The following is a 16,946-nucleotide window of genomic DNA, read 5'->3' on the forward strand; positions in this document are numbered from 1 at the left end:
TAGCCAGATGCCCACACTTAGAGTGACTGTCGGCGGAGGAACCAATCACTAGCTCGGAACAAAGCACCGCATCCGGCGAGACACAAAATGACTGCGCGGCTTCGCAGCCGGATAAGCGGATGCCAACAGAGAGTTAAATCATTAATGAACAATTTAGTGCTGTGTCTTAATGCTGGGTCTTAATGCAGAGTAGAATAGAAGAGGGCTATCTCTTGCTGGGCATCAGTATTAAAATTTCAACTAGTTTCCAATACGAAAATACCAGATTTCAAGATACGATGAATTTTATACGACTTCACAGCCAAACATCTTTATAAACAGACGACCTGAAATTAACTAACATAAAAGTACATTAGGGATTTTTATGTCTACTTTAATCCGAAATATAACGTAACGCTTCATAATACTCATCGAGAAAAAGTTACTACCCGCAGTAATAGCACCGCTCATGTTATCTATGACACAGATAACACAGGGGGATGTATGACGGTAAATAAACTCGGATTTTTGTGTTCTACATTAATCATCTTCTCTGCCACCGCCTTTGCCAATGATAGAACTCTCACTCGCCAAGGTATTCACTCGACCTTCACCAGCACTGGGCAATTGGCGATATTACCGACCGCATCAGGGATAAGGCAGTTATCTCATATCAGTGACTTTCCTGACTTTGAAATTAAAGACCTGCACTCTTATTACCGTCAAGAAGCTGCGGAGTATGAAATTAAATTTGACCTTAAATCCAATGGAATATTGAGCTATTACATTTATGTAATCAATAGTAATAACACAGAGCTAATTAACATTAATGGTTTTATTAATAATGACAGAATACCAATAAGAATGAAAATGCACAGTATCCAACCAGGAACATATAGGTTAATTATTGAGGTCTTAGATAACAATAAAGAAATGAAAGAAAGAAGCTATAGCTTTACGGTGTGATAAGAAAAATCGAAACCAGCTCAGACAAACGCCAATCAATATAGATAAGTAATATCGATAAGCAAAAGGGGGCATTTCGCCCCCTTTAGATATTTAAACCAACGGATCGTTAGCCTAACTGTTTACGCGCATTACGGAACATACGCATCCACGGACTATCTTCGCCCCACGCTTCCGGATGCCACGAATTACTCACGGTGCGGAAAACACGCTCTGGATGCGGCATCATCACCGTGGCACGGCCACTGGTGCTGGTGACGGCGGTAATACCGTTCACTGAACCGTTAGGGTTAGCCGGATACTGTTCGGTCACTTCACCCTTATTATTCACAAAGCGCAGCGCCACCAGATTGTGCTGTTCCAAAGCGGCCAGATGCTGCCGATCGCGCACTTCAACCTGCCCTTCACCATGCGAAACCGCAATAGGCATACGAGAACCAGCCATATCTTGCATAAACAGTGACGGGCTGTCAGCCACCTCAACCAGGCTGAAACGCGCTTCAAAGCGGTCAGACCGATTACGTACAAAGCGTGGCCAATGTTCTGCCCCCGGAATCAGTTCCCGCAGGTTAGACATCATCTGGCAACCGTTGCACACCCCCAGCGCCAGCGTTTCCGGACGCAGGAAGAACTCGGCAAACTCATCGCGTACGCGGTTATTAAACAGAATAGACTTGGCCCAGCCTTCGCCAGCGCCCAATACGTCACCATAAGAGAATCCGCCACAGGCTACCAGCGTCTGGAAACCTTGCAGATCGGTGCGACCAGCCAGCAAATCGCTCATATGCACGTCTACCGCATCAAAACCGGCGCGGTGGAAAGCTGCCGCCATCTCAACCTGAGAGTTAACACCCTGCTCACGCAGAACGGCCACTTTCGGACGAGTCTGTTTAAGAATATAAGGCGCAGCAATATCTTCCTGAGGTTCGAAGGTCAGTTTCACATTCAGGCCAGGATCCTGCTCATTCTGCTTGGCCTGATGTTCCTGATCGGCGCAGTCTGGGTTATCGCGCAGGCGCTGCATCTGCCAGGTGGTTTCTGCCCACCACAGCCGTAGAGTGCTACGTTTTTCACGATAAACCGTGTCACTCCCACTGCGGATCACGAAATCGTCTCCAACGGTCGCACGCCCTAAGTAATGCACGCACTCTGCCAGACCATGCTTGGCGAACAGTTGTTCAACAGCTGCACGGTGCTCGGCGCGAATCTGAATCACCGCCCCCAGTTCCTCATTGAACAAGGCGGCCAGCGCATCCGGCCCCAACGCCTGAATATCCACTTCGGCACCACAGTGACCGGCAAAGGCCATTTCAGCCAGAGTCACTAATAGGCCGCCGTCAGAGCGGTCGTGGTAAGCCAGCAAGGCCTGTTCGGCTACCAGCGATTGCATGGCGTTAAAGAAGCCAGCCAGTTGTTGTACGTTGCGCACATCGGCCGTTTTGTCACCGAGCTGACGATAAACCTGCGCCAGTGCCGTAGCCCCCAAAGCATTGTGACCAACGCCTAAATCGATCAGTAACAACGCATTGTCACCTTTATCAGTACGCAACTGTGGCGTAACCGTATGACGCACGTCTTCGATTCGAGCAAAGGCAGTAATCACCAGCGACAGCGGAGAAGTCATTTCGCGCTGTTCGCCATCCTGCTGCCAGCGGGTTTTCATCGACATAGAGTCTTTGCCCACTGGAATAGTGATACCCAACGCCGGGCAAAGCTCTTCACCTACGGCGCGCACCGCTTCGTACAAACCGGCGTCTTCACCGGGATGACCGGCGGCGGACATCCAGTTTGCCGACAGTTTGATGCGTTTCATTTCACCAATTTGCGTCGCGGCAATGTTAGTCAGCGCCTCACCCACCGCTAAACGAGCGGAGGCGGCAAAGTCCAACAAGGCTACCGGCGCGCGCTCCCCGATAGACATGGCTTCGCCGTAATAGCTATCCAGACTGGCGCTGGTCACTGCACAGTCGGCAACCGGAATCTGCCAAGGCCCCACCATCTGATCGCGCGTCACCATGCCGGTGACGGTACGGTCGCCAATGGTGATCAGGAAAGTTTTTTCTGCGACCGCAGGCAGATGCATCACGCGTTTTACCGCATCGGCAATACTGATTTCAGCGCGATTCAGCGCTTCTCCCTGCGCCTGCTGGCGAGTGACATCCCGCAGCATTTTAGGCGTTTTGCCCAATAGCACATCCAACGGCATATCGATCGGTTGGTTGTCAAAATGACGATCATTCAGCGTCAAATGCAGTTCTTCCGTCGCTTCACCGATCACCGCATAAGGTGCGCGTTCACGACGGCAGATTTCATCAAACTGCGCCATTTGCGCTGGCGTTACCGCCATCACATAGCGTTCCTGAGATTCATTACACCAGACTTCCAGCGGGCTCATACCCGGCTCATCGTTTAGGATGTCCCGCAGCTCAAAGCGCCCACCGCGGCCACCGTCGCTCACCAGCTCTGGCATCGCGTTGGAGAGACCGCCGGCACCGACGTCATGAATAAACAGAATCGGGTTCTGCTCGCCCAGTTGCCAGCAGCGATCGATCACTTCCTGACAGCGACGTTCCATTTCCGGGTTGTCGCGCTGTACTGAGGCAAAGTCCAAATCCGCATCGGACTGGCCGGACGCCATGGAAGAGGCCGCGCCGCCGCCCAGACCGATATTCATCGCCGGGCCGCCTAGCACCACCAGCTTGGCACCAACGATAATTTCACCTTTCTGAACGTGATCGGCACGAATATTACCGATACCGCCCGCCAGCATGATCGGCTTATGGTAGCCGCGCAGTTCGCTGCCGTTATGGCTATTGACCCGCTCTTCATAAGTACGGAAATACCCCAGCAGAGCCGGACGACCAAATTCGTTGTTGAACGCCGCGCCGCCCAGTGGGCCTTCGGTCATGATATCCAGCGCCGTCACAATGCGGTCTGGCTTTCCGAAATCTTCTTCCCAAGGCTGCTCAAAACCGGGAATACGCAGGTTAGATACGGAAAAACCGACCAGTCCGGCTTTCGGTTTAGCACCGCGCCCGGTGGCACCTTCATCACGAATTTCGCCGCCAGAACCGGTTGCTGCCCCCGGCCAAGGAGAAATCGCCGTCGGGTGGTTATGAGTTTCAACTTTCATCAGGATATGCGCATCTTCCTGATGGTAATCATAAACACCGTTTTCCGGCGCAGGGAAGAAACGCCCAGCCTGCGAACCTTCCATTACCGCCGCATTGTCTTTATAAGCAGACAGCACGTAATCCGGGGTTTGTTCGAAAGTGTTCTTAATCATTTTGAACAGCGTTTTTGGCTGAGCCACGCCGTCGATCACCCAATCGGCGTTAAAGATTTTATGACGACAATGTTCGGAGTTCGCCTGCGCAAACATATACAGCTCGATATCCGTCGGGTTGCGCCCCAAACCGGTAAAGGCATTCAGCAGGTAATCAATTTCGTCTTCCGCTAGTGCCAGACCCAGCTTGATATTAGCCTGCTCCAGCGCTGCACGGCCTTCGCCCAGAATATCTATCCGCTGAACCGGTGCAGGTTGCTGATGAGCAAACAGCTGCTCTGCCTGCTGCAAATCGGTAAATACCGTTTCCATCATGCGGTCGTGCAACAAAGCGACCAACTGCTGCCACTGGATTTCGGTCAGCTCTGGCGCATCAATATAGAAGGCCAGACCGCGTTCCAGACGTAAAACCTGAGACAAGCCGCAGTTATGGGCAATATCGGTCGCCTTGGAGGACCAGGGAGAAATCGTGCCCGGCCGCGGCGTGACCAGCAGCAAACGCCCTTGAGGGGCATGTTCAGGGAGAGAAGGACCGTACTGGAGAAGTCGTTGAAGTTTGGCGTGTTCATCAGCGCTAAGAGGAGCGCTAACCTCGGCAAAATGAATATATTCGGCGTAGATATCACTCACCGGCAGGTGAGCGTCCTGGCAACGGGACAGCAATTTGGTAATGCGAAAAGCCGACAAAGCGGGCGAACCACGCAGTATTTCCATAATCTAAGTTTCTCTCGTCTTCGAAGCAGCTGGAACAGCACTTCATTGGGCGCAACAGGGGAAAACGCGCGCCATTATAGAGAATCTCGGCCTCCGACGAAACCGTTTGCGTATCTATTATTGATAATAGCGCGAGAAGTCGTCGAATTATCATAAAGTGTCAATAAAGTTGCACACTGGCGTTTTGTTGCGCAAAATGCCCCCGCACTGGGGATTTAACCATGTTAAATCGCCCTTATATATAACGCACAATCCCGCGCTGCCGAGAGACAACTATTTGACGCGCCTTAAATTAAATTATTTTTTTATCGGTGTTGTTACCTTGCTTCTGGCTCTTGCGCTATGGCCGAATATTCCCTGGCGCAACGGTCAGGAGGGACAACTCGACCAGATCAAAGCCCGCGGAGAGCTTCGTATCAGTACGATGAACTCACCGCTGATCTACACCCCAGGTACAGATGGCCCTACCGGTCTTGACTACGAACTGGCAAAACGCTTCGCAGATTATCTCGGCGTGAAGCTGGTGGTCACGACACGTAACAATATCGATGACCTGTTCGAAGATCTGGACAACAACGACGCCGACCTGCTGGCCGCAGGCCTGATTTATAACAGTGAACGCCTGAATCGGGCGCGCACCGGTCCCGCATACTATTCAGTTTCCCAACAGTTGGTTTATCGGTTGGGCAAGACCCGCCCAAAAACCTTTAACGATCTGCAAGGGCAACTGACCGTGGCTGCCGGTTCTGCGCACATGGCGGCGCTAAAACAGCTAAAACAGGGCAAGTATCCGAATCTGAGCTGGGAGTCCTCAACCGATCGCTCGGCTAAAGAACTTTTAGAGCAGGTGGCCGATGGCAAGCTGGATTACACGTTAGGCGATTCCATTACTATTGCCCTGTTACAACGTATCCATCCGCAGTTGGCGGTAGCTTTCGATGTGACCGATGAAGAACCGGTCACCTGGTACCTTAAACGTAGCGATGACGACAGTCTGTACGCCGCGATGCTGGATTTTTACAGCCAAATGATTGAAGACGGCAGTCTGGCGCGCTTAGAAGAGAAATATCTGGGCCACGTTGGCAGCTTCGATTATGTGGATACCAAAACCTTCCTGAGAGCCATAGACACGGTATTGCCAACCTTCCAGCCGCTGTTTGAGAAACACGCCGGGGAAATCGACTGGAAGCTACTGGCGGCCATCGCTTATCAGGAATCACACTGGAATCCCGAGGCTACCTCACCAACCGGCGTCAGAGGCCTGATGATGCTGACCCGCGCCACGGCAGACGGTTTGGGCGTGAAAGACCGCCTGGACCCAGAGGAAAGCATTAAAGGCGGATCGGTATATCTGCAACGGTTGATGAAAAAGATCCCGGAAACCGTGCCGGAAGACGAGCGGATTTGGTTTGCCTTGGCGGCTTATAATATGGGTTATGGTCATATGCTGGATGCCCGTAAACTGACCAAAAGCCAGAACGGTAATCCAGATAGCTGGGTAGATGTAAAAATGCGTTTGCCGATGCTGAGCCAGAAGCGCTATTACCCCAGTACGACTTACGGCTATGCCCGTGGGCATGAGGCTTATAACTACGTGGAAAACATCCGACGCTATCAGGTCAGTCTGGTGGGTTATTTGCAGGATAAAGAGAAAAAAGCCGCGCAAAGTGCGGCTATCGAAGCTGAATTAGGCAAAGCCTATCCAGTGGTTGAGCCGGGCTGGTCGATTAATAACTGACCCGATTCAAGGACTATTCTGGCTCGTTTTGCGCAGCGGCGCGACGAGCCAGCTTCAGCGCTTTTTGCTGCTCCCGCCGCTGGCGGAAAAAGGTGCTCAGCGTAGCAGAACATGCCTCTGCCAGAACGCCGGAGGTAATTTCGACCTGATGATTCATCCCCGGATGGCGCAAAATATCTACCAACGAGCCTGCCGCGCCGGTTTTCACATCGTTAGCACCGTAAACCAGACGACGAATACGGCTGTGTACCATAGCTCCGGCGCACATCACGCAAGGTTCCAGCGTGACATATAATGTCGCATTAAGCAGTCGATAGTTCTGTAGCGCCTGCCCGCCTTGGCGTAACGCCATAATTTCAGCGTGAGCGGTAGGATCGTGATGTACGATAGGTCGGTTCCAGCCAACGCCAATAACCTGATTATCCAACACCAGCACTGCGCCAACCGGCACTTCGCCCTCTTCCTGCGCGCGCTGCGCCAGCTCTAATGCCTGACGCATCCAGTATTCATCATTATATTCAATAGACACACTCACCTCTCAGGCACTTTTTGCGGCGGGCATTATACACAGCGCAAGCGCTGAACGGGGATTTTGTCCACCAGAAGTACTCAGACTACCGCTACCGAGCGACCCACCTATTACTTATACTCAATAAAAGTCATCAATACAGTAAAGTGAAGAATACATAAAATATCTCGCCGTCACCTTCACATTGCTGACCCGCAGCAGTGGCTCAAACCGCCGAGAGAACCTTTCATACAAGGAAGCCTGAATATATGAAACTCAGCAAGAAAAATGCGGCGGTGGTACAGAAAACCCTAAATGGCTGGGTCAGTGAAGGCGTCATTGCGCCGGAAGAACATCAGCGCCTGTTAAAGCACATTGTGATTCAGCCTTTTGATTGGCGCAGACTGGCGGGCTATGCCTTTATAGGCGCGCTCGCTTGCCTGGCTACCGCCGTTGCCAGCCTGCTTGCCGACAGCATTCTCATTACCTGGATTAGCCAATTTCTTCGCTTCGACGCTCCGGTCATATCTGTAATCAGCGCAGCGATCGCCGTTGCTTTCTATTATTGGGGATTTCGCCGCTATCACCTCAACCCAGATAAAATTTACAGCAATGAAGCGGTGCTGTTTCTCGGCGTATTATTTACCGCAACATCTTTAGGCTACTTAGGTATTTGGCTGGATAACGGCAGTGGTCGCGTTTCTCTATTATTGCTGTTCGGTGCAGGAATTTATGCACTAATCGGCTGGCTAGGTCGCTCCCCCTTAGTCTGGCTATTTGCTCTGCTATCTCTGGGGAACGCCTTTGGCGCGGAAACCGGCTACCTTTCTGGCTGGGGAGCTTATTGGCTGGGCCTGAACTACCCGCTGCGCTTTATTCTTTTCGGTTTGATACTGATATCGGTCGTTCTGTTGGCCCAAAACCCGCTGCGCCAGCGGCGGCTGGAACGGATTTCACAAGCAATGGGTCTGCTATATCTATTTCTCGCCTTATGGTTACTGTCGATCTTCGGTAATTACGGTGATATTGACGGCTGGTATCAGGTACGCCAAATCGAGCTGTTCCATTGGAGTTTACTGTTTGCTCTGGCGGCAGGAGCCGCTATATGGCTGGGGCTGAAGCGAGATGACGCCATGCTTCGCGGCTTCGGCTTAACCTTTTTAGCCATCAACCTGTACACCCGTTTTTTCGAGCTATTTTGGGATTCGCTGCCTAAAACGCTGTTTTTCGTGATGCTGGGCGGAAGCTTATGGTTACTCGGCCGCTACGCAGAGAAAATCTGGCGTTTAGGCCATAGTGATACCGATGTAACACATTGAGGCAACAACTGACGTGCTTCAATAAACGGGCCTTTAAAATCACGAAAAACTGAGCAAACCATGCGGCATTCCATGAAAAATAATCACTCTAACCGCTGTAGTTCGCCGTGCTTACTCACCCGCCAGCGGTGTTCGCAGAAAAACAGCAGCGGGTTATCCTGCTTACTGTCGCTATAACCGCTATAGAGTTTCAAGGGAGAACCGAGCCGCTGCTCAAGCTGTACCACTTTTTCTGGCCCCAGACAGCGTAGCGGCAAAATCCAGCCGCCGTTGCGTCGCGCCATTTGGCTACCAACAAGATGTAGCTTGGGCAGATAAATAGAATCATGGTAAACCTGCTCCACCAGCCGCTGTGGTGAACCCGTGATCAGCCACACCTGCGTGTCTTGCCGTTCCAGATACTGCCGCAGACGCATTTTTACCACAGGAAAACCCACCACTTTCTGACGAAACGCCTGTACGAAGCGCCGCTCCAGATCTTTCAGATGAGATTCGCTACGCCCGAAGGTAATGCCCCACAACAGCAGGCTAAGCGGCCAGCGAGCGCAGTGACCTCCTGCCAGTAAGCCAATCCCAACGACGGGTAATAACGGGATAACCAGAAGTAAATTAAGAGGTAAGCGACGAATAAGAAATCGCAAAAAGCTGCCAAACATATCTTGCTGATGCAGCGTCCCATCTAAATCAAAAAATACAACGCGTTTGCCTTCAGCGGCCTGCTGCCTGATGTCTGCTAAGGTCGGTTCTGGCTTCAACTTATCACTCCTCAAAATGTCCTTCGCTCTGTCAAACCCGCGCCGACAGAGCGATATCCTAAAGTGATACTAACGCCTTTTTCCTTACCATGAACAGCGTTACGCTATTATTCTTCTGGATCGGTAAAACCCATAATCCAAGTAAATATAAAACCAGCCAGAATAGTGATCACCATACCCAAAAGGTACAACATGACTTTGCCAGAAATAATGGTCAAAGCCAGCGGCAAGCCGGAAATACCGAAGGTTATCACCGTCGCTACTTTCCAATAGCTGATTAATGCACCTCCGATGGCCCCGCCCAAACAAGCGCCGATAAAGGGTTTACCTAAAGGTAACGTCACCCCGAAAATCAGTGGTTCACCAATTCCTAAAATGCCGACCGGCAAAGCCCCTTTAATCACTTTTTTCAGGCGCGCATTGCGCGTTTTCATCAGTACCGCCAGCGCTGCACCGATTTGCCCTACGCCTGCCATCGCCAGTATCGGCAGCAACGGGTTGGCGCCGTGAGCCTGTACCAGCTCTACGTGAATAGGCACCAATCCCTGATGTAAACCGGACAGTACCAGCGGCAGAAACAACCCAGACAGCAGCGCACCAACCCACAGCCCGCCACGATCGATAGCCAAATTGACTCCGTGGGTGATCACTTCGGAAATGTACCCGCCCAGCGGTTGTAGCAGCAAAATAGCCAAAGAGGCGGTGATCAGCGTGGTTAACAACGGATTGACAATAAGCTCTATCGATTCAGGCAGATGGTTACGCAACCATTTCTCGATCCAACACATCAATGCCACAACCAGTAAAACGGCGATAACTCCGCCACGTCCCGGCTGCAAAGCTTCACCAAATAGCGTAATTTGCGCCAGCGCCGGGCTGGATAAAATACCGGCCATTACGCCACCCATTGCCTGCGATCCCCCGAACACTCTAGCGGCATTAACGCCCACTAGAATATTCATAATCGCAAACACTGCGCTGCCAAAGATCGCCAACAATCCCAAAATATTCGGGTAGTGGAGCGCTAAATCGCCAGAAATATCCGGACGCTTGAGAATATTAACTATTCCCATAATTAAGCCGGAAGCAATAAACGCAGGAATGAGCGGAATGAAAACGTCGGCCAGTTTCTTCAGCGCACCGCTCATCGGAGCCGCATATTTAGCTTTGGCCTGCGCTTTATTTCGACTCACCGTATCGATTTCAGCGATGTCTTCTGTTTTTCCAACCATCAGGCCACGCATTCGCTCAACCACTTTAGACGCCGCACCGGGGCCAACAATAAACTGATGCTGTTCCCCCTGCTTGATATAGCCTTTCACTCCGGGTAACTGCTTCAGATGAGATAAATCCAGCAGATTGTCGTCGTTCACTTCAACTCGGACCCGGGTCATACAATTTTCAAGTTTGCGAATATTGGCTTCTCCACCAATACCGACCAAAATTTGCTGCGCTAAAGCGGTTGATTTATCCATTGCCACATATCCTCAGGCTAAGCGCTATAAAGCGGCGCGCAAATAACCATTATGCTGTGCCAAATCCTGCCGCGCCTGCTCTGCGCCAATGCCTTTCAGGATCATCAAAATCGCTGGTTTAACCTCAAAATCGGTCTGTTTCAGCGCGTTTTCCGCTTCTGCACTGTCTGCGCCGGTGGCTTCCACCACGATGCGGCAGGCGCGATCCACCAGTTTCACGTTAGTGGCTTTTACCTCTACCATCAGGTTTTGATACACCTTACCCAATTTCACCATCGCACCAGTAGACAGCATATTCAGCACCAACTTTTGCGCAGTTCCGGATTTTAGCCGCGTTGAACCGGTTAACGCTTCCGGCCCTACCACGGGGGAAATGGCAAGCTGCGCTTCCCGCGCAATAGGTGAATCCGGGTTACAGGAAATCGCAACCGTTGGGCAACCTAACTCACGAGCGTAGCGCAAAGCGCCGATCACATAAGGCGTGCGACCGGAGGCGGCTAGGCCAACCACCATATCCGTGGAGGTTAATTTCAATGCCTGTAAATCTTCCGCACCTAATGTCAGGCTGTCCTCCGCCCCTTCTACCGCCTTCAGCAAGGCTCCCGGTCCACCGGCAATCAGGCCGATCACTAATCCGTGAGGCACACCAAAAGTAGGCGGACACTCGGATGCATCTAATACGCCCAGACGACCGCTGGTTCCCGCTCCCAGATAGATCAGGCGCCCGCCCGCTTTCAACGCTTCGGCAGCTAAATCAACCGCCTGCGCAATTTCAGGTAACACCAAACGAATCGCATCGGGCACCTTGCGATCTTCATCGTTAAAACGCTTGACCATCTCCAGGGTGGATAACTTATCCAGATCCATTGTTGCTGGATTACGACTTTCTGATACCAAAGCACCTAAGTTCATACGTCACCTTATTGAATTTTTAATTCACATTTATCTATTTATAATTGAATATTATATTCAACAAGGCGAGCATTTTTGGCTATCTTTAGAGCAGAGATCACAAAAATCGGTAAGTTAACCCTATCCATGCGCCCGATCTGATTTTTTAGCGCTAAACATGGCAGAATGTCTTCCCGCTTTCAGGAATGGTGTTATGAGCAGTCTTCTACGCATACGACAGATCTACCCTACATTGGCGCAAAACGACCGAAAACTGGCTGATTTCCTGCTGGAAAACCCTGAACAGGCGCGGCATCTCAGCTCGCAGAAATTGGCGCAAATGGCCGGAGTCAGCCAGTCTGGCGTAGTGAAATTTGCTCAAAAACTGGGATACAAAGGCTTTCCTGCGCTAAAACTGGCGTTGAGCGAAGTAGTGGCGACACCGCAGGCCGCGGTTAAAGTACATAATCAGATTCTCAGTACCGATGGTTTAAAAATCGTCGGTGAAAAGCTATTGGTAGAAAAGCAGGCTGCTCTGCGCGCCACGCTGGATATCAACAGTGAAGAACGCCTGCTCGTCGCACTGGAAATGCTGAAAAATGCGCGTCGGGTTATTCTACTCGGGATCGGTGCTTCCGGACTGGTGGCGAAGGATTTCTCCTATAAATTATTGAAAATTGGCATTATGGCGGTAGCCGAAGCAGATATGCACGTACAGCTAGCGACAGTTCAGGCCATGAGTCCACAGGATTTACTGCTGGCAATTTCTTTCAGCGGCGAACGAAGGGAAGTTAATCTGGCTGCGGAGGAAGCGCGGGCGGCAGGAGCTAAGGTGCTGGCACTCACCAGTTTTTCTCCTAATGGCCTACAGCAACGCGCCGATCATTGCTTATATACCATTGCGGAAGAACCGGCCATTCGCAGCGCGGCAATCTCCTCCAGCACCGCTCAATTTGCTCTCACCGATTTGCTATTTATGGCAATCATCCAGCAGGATTTTGATCAGGCGCAAGACCACATCAACCACAGCGCAAATCTGGTGAAAAAACTGGTCTAAGGCGATGATAGCGGTATAATCGCCGGCTGATTTATGTCCCCCACACCAAAGGTAGCGAACTCATGGCCCTGTTGATCACGCGTAAATGCATTAATTGCGATATGTGCGAACCGGAGTGCCCGAATCAGGCTATTACGATGGGCGAAGAAATTTACCAGATTGATCCAATGCGCTGTACCGAGTGCGTTGGCCACTACGAAACGCCGACCTGCCAATTGGTTTGCCCGATTGATAACACGATTATTACCGATCCTACCTGCGTCGAAACTAATGAGCAGCTATGGGATAAATACGTTCTACTGCATCACGCCGACCGCCTGTAACCGCGCCGCAGTTGCAAAAAAGGGCGTATAAATACGCCCTTCTCAAGATCCGAACCGACTAAATCCTGATTAACTCTCAATTATCACCGTTGCACAGGCATAGCGCCGTTCATCGGCTAAAGAAACATGCAGAGATGCCACACCTAACGCCAGCGCCAGCTCCGCCGCGCGGCCATGTAAATGCAGCGTCGGCTTGCCTAAAACATCATTGACGACTTCAAACTGATTGAATGCCAGTCCGTTGCGAATACCGGTGCCAAACGCCTTAGCCGCCGCTTCTTTCACCGCAAAACGTTTAGCCAGAAACCGCACCGGCTGCTGATGATGCTGATACTGCTGCCATTCTGCTGGGCTAAGAACTCGCTTTGCCAGCCGTTCTCCACTGCGATTCACCACAGCTTCTATACGCGAGATTTCAACAATATCAGTACCCAGCCCCAAAATAGCCATTAGCGACGCGCTTCCCGCATTAAGGTTTTCATTTCGGAAACCGCAGCCGGTAAGCCGGTCATCACCGCCTGGCCGATAATCGCATGACCGATATTCAGTTCATGCATTTCAGGTAAGGCCGCAATAGGCTGAACGTTATGGTAAGTCAGGCCGTGTCCAGCATTCACTTTCAGACCTTTGCCAGCGGCATAGGCCGCCACTTTGGCAATACGCATCAGCTCTGCCTGACGAATCAGATCGGATTTAGCATCAGCATAAGCGCCGGTATGAATCTCAATGTAAGGTGCGCCTACCGCCACCGCGGCGTCAATCTGGCGCATATCAGCATCAATAAACAGCGAAACCAGAATCCCAGCGTCGGTAAGCTGACCAACAGCCAACGTCATTTTGTCAATCTGACCGGCAACGTCTAACCCACCTTCAGTGGTCACTTCCTGACGTTTTTCCGGCACCAGACAGCAAAAGTGCGGCTGAATGTCGCAGGCGATGTCGAGCATCTCGTCCGTAACAGCCATTTCCAAGTTCATTCGAGTCTGAATGGTTTGACGCAAAATGCGTACGTCTCTATCGGTAATATGACGGCGATCTTCGCGTAAATGAACGGTAATACCGTCAGCGCCAGACTGCTCGGCAATGAAAGCCGCTTGCACCGGATCGGGATAGTGAGTACCACGCGCATTTCGTAACGTAGCGATATGATCGATATTAACGCCTAGCAGCAAATCAGCCATGACAGCCCTCCAGAAAAGCCCGTAGTAAGATAGGTTAACAGCCCGCAGTTTACACCGAGTGCAGGCGCAGCGGATAGGTTAGGATCGGGGAAAGTTGATACAGAACGGATTAAAAATCAATAAAATCAGGATGTCTGCTTCGGGTCGGTAGGAGGTTTTATTACGAATTGTCTAAATAACTCGCGACTTTTAAGCGGTTTACCACCCAAATAAGGCTTCAACGCGATGCGGGTAAAACGCTTGGCGGCACGCAATGTCTCTGCATCGGGAAACTCCCGGCAGGCCAATGCCTGTAGTTGCCGTCCGGTAAAACTATAGTGATCTACCACCAAACTAGCGATAAAACCTTTCTCTTCCCGATAGCGATAAGTCATGGTTTCAGCGACGGGTTGTCCACTACCGGCGCAATGAAGAAAATCCACGCCGTAACCCAGACTGGATAGCATAGCCAGTTCAAACTGACGTAAAGCGTGTTCAGGGGAACCATCCGTTGCGGCAAGCGCTTGTAAGCAATGGAGATAATCGAAGAATAATGCGGAATAGTTAGTACCATGTTCCAGTACGCGAGACAGGAGTTCGTTAACGTACAGCCCGCTGTAAAGCATCGATCCGCTGAGCGGCAGCGCCAGAGAAACCGGCTCTGCATTACGTAGTGTTTTCACTTCTCCACGACCAGCCCAGCGAACCAGTAATGGCGTAAAAGGCTGTAAACAGCCTTTTAAATTGGAACGTCGGCCACGCGCACCCTTGGCCAAAACTCGCATGCGCCCTTCCCCTTCGGTAAACAAATCCAGCATCAGACTGGTTTCGCTGTAAGGGCGACTATGCAAAACAAATGCGCGCTGCCAACCGTCCATCGACGAGTCTTATTTCAGATCGTCAGTATAGCCTAAGCTGCGCAATGCTCGTTCATCATCGGCCCAGCCTGATTTCACTTTCACCCACAGTTCAAGATGCACTTTGGCATCGAACATTTGTTCCATGTCCTGACGAGCTTCGATACCAATAGTCTTAATCTTGGCACCCTTATTACCGATAACCATTTTTTTCTGGCCTTCACGTTCAACCAGAATCAGGCCATGGATGTTATAACCACCACGTTCATTCGGCACAAACTGCTCGATTTCTACGGTAACCGAGTAAGGCAGCTCTTCACCTAGGAAACGCATCAGTTTTTCACGAATAATTTCCGACGCCATAAAACGCTGGGAACGGTCGGTGATGTACTCTTCCGGGAAATGATGTTCAGCTTCCGGCATATGCTTACGCACGATGGCCGCGATGGTATCCACGTTCATGCCTTTCTCCGCAGAAATTGGCACCACATCGAGGAAATTCATCTGCTGGCTCAGGAACTGAATATGTGGCAACAGCTTGGTTTTATCCGTGACGTTATCCACTTTGTTGATAGCCAACAGAACCGGGCATTTCAAGCTGCGCAGTTTATTCACTACCATTTCATCGTCGGCGGTCCAGTTAGTCCCTTCGACAACAAAAATAACCAATTCCACATCACCGATCGAGCTGCTGGCCGCTCGGTTCATCAAACGGTTGATGGCACGTTTTTCTTCAATATGCAGCCCCGGGGTATCCACGTAGATAGCCTGATAAGGCCCTTCGGTGTGGATGCCCATAATCCGGTGGCGGGTTGTCTGCGGCTTACGCGAGGTGATGGAAATCTTTTGGCCCAACAACTCGTTTAGCAAAGTTGATTTGCCCACGTTCGGACGACCAACAATTGCAATAAAGCCACAATACGTTTTTTCTACTTCGCTCATTCAAGCTCCAACTGTTTCAGCGCTTGTTCCGCTGCTGCCTGCTCAGCTTTACGACGACTTGACCCAGTACCGACTACCGGCTCGCTCAAGCCACTGACCTGGCAGTGGATAGTAAATTCCTGATCGTGTGCTTCTCCGCGAACCTGCACAACCAGATAAGAAGGTAACGGCAGATGGCGACCCTGCAGGTATTCCTGCAAACGCGTTTTTGGGTCTTTCTGCTTGTCACCGGGGCTGATTTCATCTAACCGGCTACGATACCAGTCCAGAATCAGCCGTTCGACCGTTTGAATACCGCTATCGAGGAACACGCCGCCGATAAGAGCTTCTACCGTATCTGCCAAAATGGATTCACGACGAAAACCGCCGCTCTTCAATTCACCCGGGCCAAGGCGTAAACATTCGCCAAGGTCAAATTCACGGGCCATTTCGGCGAGAGTATTGCCTCGGACCAAGGTTGCCCGCATCCGACTCATGTCGCCCTCGTCTACGCGAGGGAAGCGGTGATACAACTCATTGGCGATAACAAAACTCAGAATTGAGTCACCCAGGAACTCTAAACGCTCATTGTGTTTGCTGCTGGCGCTGCGATGAGTCAGAGCTTGCAGCAAGAGATCCTGCTGTTGAAAAGTATAGCCCAGCTTCCGCTGTAGCCTGGTTATTACGATGGGATTCATGAGTTACCAATAGATCAAGAATGCGTCAAAAACTACAGCATACGGAACAGGTCTGCTTCGCCCAAAGCCAACACAAAGCTGTTTCGTTTGCAGTGCCTCCAACAGGAAGCCAACTTTTATCGCTCGAAAGGTTATTCTACAACGTGTGGAAACATAATGCTGCGTTTATATATACCCTTATTAATTGAAATTCTGGCGTTGTTGGGGCATTCACCGCCCAAATTGCTAATGTCGATCAGCTCATCGGGATTTATCGGATTATTGCCAACCAACAGCGCCAGTCAATCAGGATACCGCTC

The 16,946-nt window shown here is 51.0% G+C and carries 15 protein-coding genes; 5 read left to right on the forward strand and 10 right to left on the reverse strand.

Annotation, left to right across the window (positions count from 1 at the left end; genetic code table 11):
- Nucleotides 1-483 precede the first annotated feature (483 nt).
- A complete protein-coding gene (locus AD970_RS17040) occupies nt 484-945 on the forward strand; it encodes a DEAD/DEAH box helicase family protein (protein WP_049601798.1) in 462 nt (153 codons plus the stop codon).
- Between the two features lie 109 nt (nt 946-1,054).
- On the opposite strand, the gene purL is transcribed toward AD970_RS17040, so the two are convergent.
- Nucleotides 1,055-4,945, reverse strand: coding sequence for a phosphoribosylformylglycinamidine synthase (gene purL / locus AD970_RS17045; RefSeq protein ID WP_049601801.1), 3,891 nt, complete (start codon nt 4,943-4,945; stop codon nt 1,055-1,057).
- 277 nt (nt 4,946-5,222) lie between these two features.
- On the opposite strand from purL, the gene mltF reads away from it, so the two are divergent.
- Entirely contained in the window at nt 5,223-6,683 is a 1,461-nt protein-coding gene (mltF, locus tag AD970_RS17050) for a membrane-bound lytic murein transglycosylase MltF (protein WP_049601803.1), read from the forward strand.
- A 13-nt stretch (nt 6,684-6,696) separates the two neighbouring features.
- Here the strand turns inward: mltF and tadA are convergent, their stop codons facing one another.
- A complete protein-coding gene (gene tadA, locus AD970_RS17055; RefSeq protein WP_072080679.1) occupies nt 6,697-7,212 on the reverse strand; it encodes a tRNA adenosine(34) deaminase TadA in 516 nt (171 codons plus the stop codon).
- Nucleotides 7,213-7,460: 248 nt separating this feature from the next.
- On the opposite strand from tadA, the gene AD970_RS17060 reads away from it, so the two are divergent.
- Complete coding sequence (locus AD970_RS17060) at nt 7,461-8,510, forward strand: hypothetical protein (protein ID WP_049601808.1); 1,050 nt, start codon at nt 7,461-7,463, stop codon at nt 8,508-8,510.
- A gap of 83 nt (nt 8,511-8,593) precedes the next feature.
- Here the strand turns inward: AD970_RS17060 and yfhb are convergent, their stop codons facing one another.
- The 3 genes from yfhb to murQ all read right to left on the reverse strand — a co-directional run bounded on the left by yfhb (nt 8,594) and on the right by murQ (nt 11,652).
- Nucleotides 8,594-9,265: a phosphatidylglycerophosphatase C gene (yfhb, locus tag AD970_RS17065; protein WP_049601810.1), complete on the reverse strand. Its 672-nt coding sequence runs from the start codon at nt 9,263-9,265 to the stop codon at nt 8,594-8,596.
- Nucleotides 9,266-9,372: 107 nt separating this feature from the next.
- Nucleotides 9,373-10,740, reverse strand: a complete 1,368-nt coding sequence (locus AD970_RS17070) for a PTS transporter subunit EIIC (RefSeq protein ID WP_049601813.1) — start codon at nt 10,738-10,740, stop codon at nt 9,373-9,375.
- Between the two features lie 24 nt (nt 10,741-10,764).
- The gene (murQ, locus tag AD970_RS17075; protein ID WP_049601816.1) at nt 10,765-11,652 is read right to left on the reverse strand and encodes an N-acetylmuramic acid 6-phosphate etherase; all 888 of its coding nucleotides are present in this window, start codon (nt 11,650-11,652) and stop codon (nt 10,765-10,767) included.
- A gap of 193 nt (nt 11,653-11,845) precedes the next feature.
- Here murQ and AD970_RS17080 point away from each other — a divergent pair, with 193 nt between their 5' ends.
- Together AD970_RS17080 and AD970_RS17085 are read left to right on the forward strand one after the other, a co-directional pair.
- On the forward strand, nt 11,846-12,688 hold the full coding sequence (locus AD970_RS17080) for a MurR/RpiR family transcriptional regulator (RefSeq protein ID WP_049601817.1): 843 nt from the start codon (nt 11,846-11,848) through the stop codon (nt 12,686-12,688).
- Nucleotides 12,689-12,750: 62 nt separating this feature from the next.
- Nucleotides 12,751-13,011: a YfhL family 4Fe-4S dicluster ferredoxin gene (locus AD970_RS17085; RefSeq protein ID WP_049601821.1), complete on the forward strand. Its 261-nt coding sequence runs from the start codon at nt 12,751-12,753 to the stop codon at nt 13,009-13,011.
- A 69-nt stretch (nt 13,012-13,080) separates the two neighbouring features.
- Here AD970_RS17085 and acpS read toward each other — a convergent pair whose 3' ends face one another.
- The 5 genes from acpS to rnc all read right to left on the reverse strand — a co-directional run bounded on the left by acpS (nt 13,081) and on the right by rnc (nt 16,647).
- Nucleotides 13,081-13,461 carry a holo-ACP synthase gene (gene acpS, locus AD970_RS17090; RefSeq protein ID WP_049601823.1) on the reverse strand — a complete coding sequence of 127 codons (381 nt, stop codon included), beginning with the start codon at nt 13,459-13,461 and terminating at the stop codon, nt 13,081-13,083.
- Nucleotides 13,461-14,192, reverse strand: coding sequence for a pyridoxine 5'-phosphate synthase (pdxJ, locus tag AD970_RS17095; RefSeq protein ID WP_049601826.1), 732 nt, complete (start codon nt 14,190-14,192; stop codon nt 13,461-13,463). The genes acpS and pdxJ overlap by 1 nt, the downstream gene beginning before the upstream one ends.
- Before the next feature lie 125 nt (nt 14,193-14,317).
- Nucleotides 14,318-15,049 (reverse strand): DNA repair protein RecO, encoded by a 732-nt coding sequence (recO, locus tag AD970_RS17100; protein ID WP_049601830.1) that lies wholly within the window; start codon nt 15,047-15,049, stop codon nt 14,318-14,320.
- A gap of 9 nt (nt 15,050-15,058) precedes the next feature.
- Nucleotides 15,059-15,970: a GTPase Era gene (gene era, locus AD970_RS17105; protein WP_049601833.1), complete on the reverse strand. Its 912-nt coding sequence runs from the start codon at nt 15,968-15,970 to the stop codon at nt 15,059-15,061.
- Complete coding sequence (rnc, locus tag AD970_RS17110) at nt 15,967-16,647, reverse strand: ribonuclease III (protein ID WP_049601836.1); 681 nt, start codon at nt 16,645-16,647, stop codon at nt 15,967-15,969. Before rnc ends, era begins: the two co-directional genes overlap by 4 nt.
- Nucleotides 16,648-16,946 lie beyond the last annotated feature (299 nt).

Source organism: Yersinia nurmii, assembly GCF_001112925.1.
GTDB classification, from domain to species: domain Bacteria; phylum Pseudomonadota; class Gammaproteobacteria; order Enterobacterales; family Enterobacteriaceae; genus Yersinia; species Yersinia nurmii.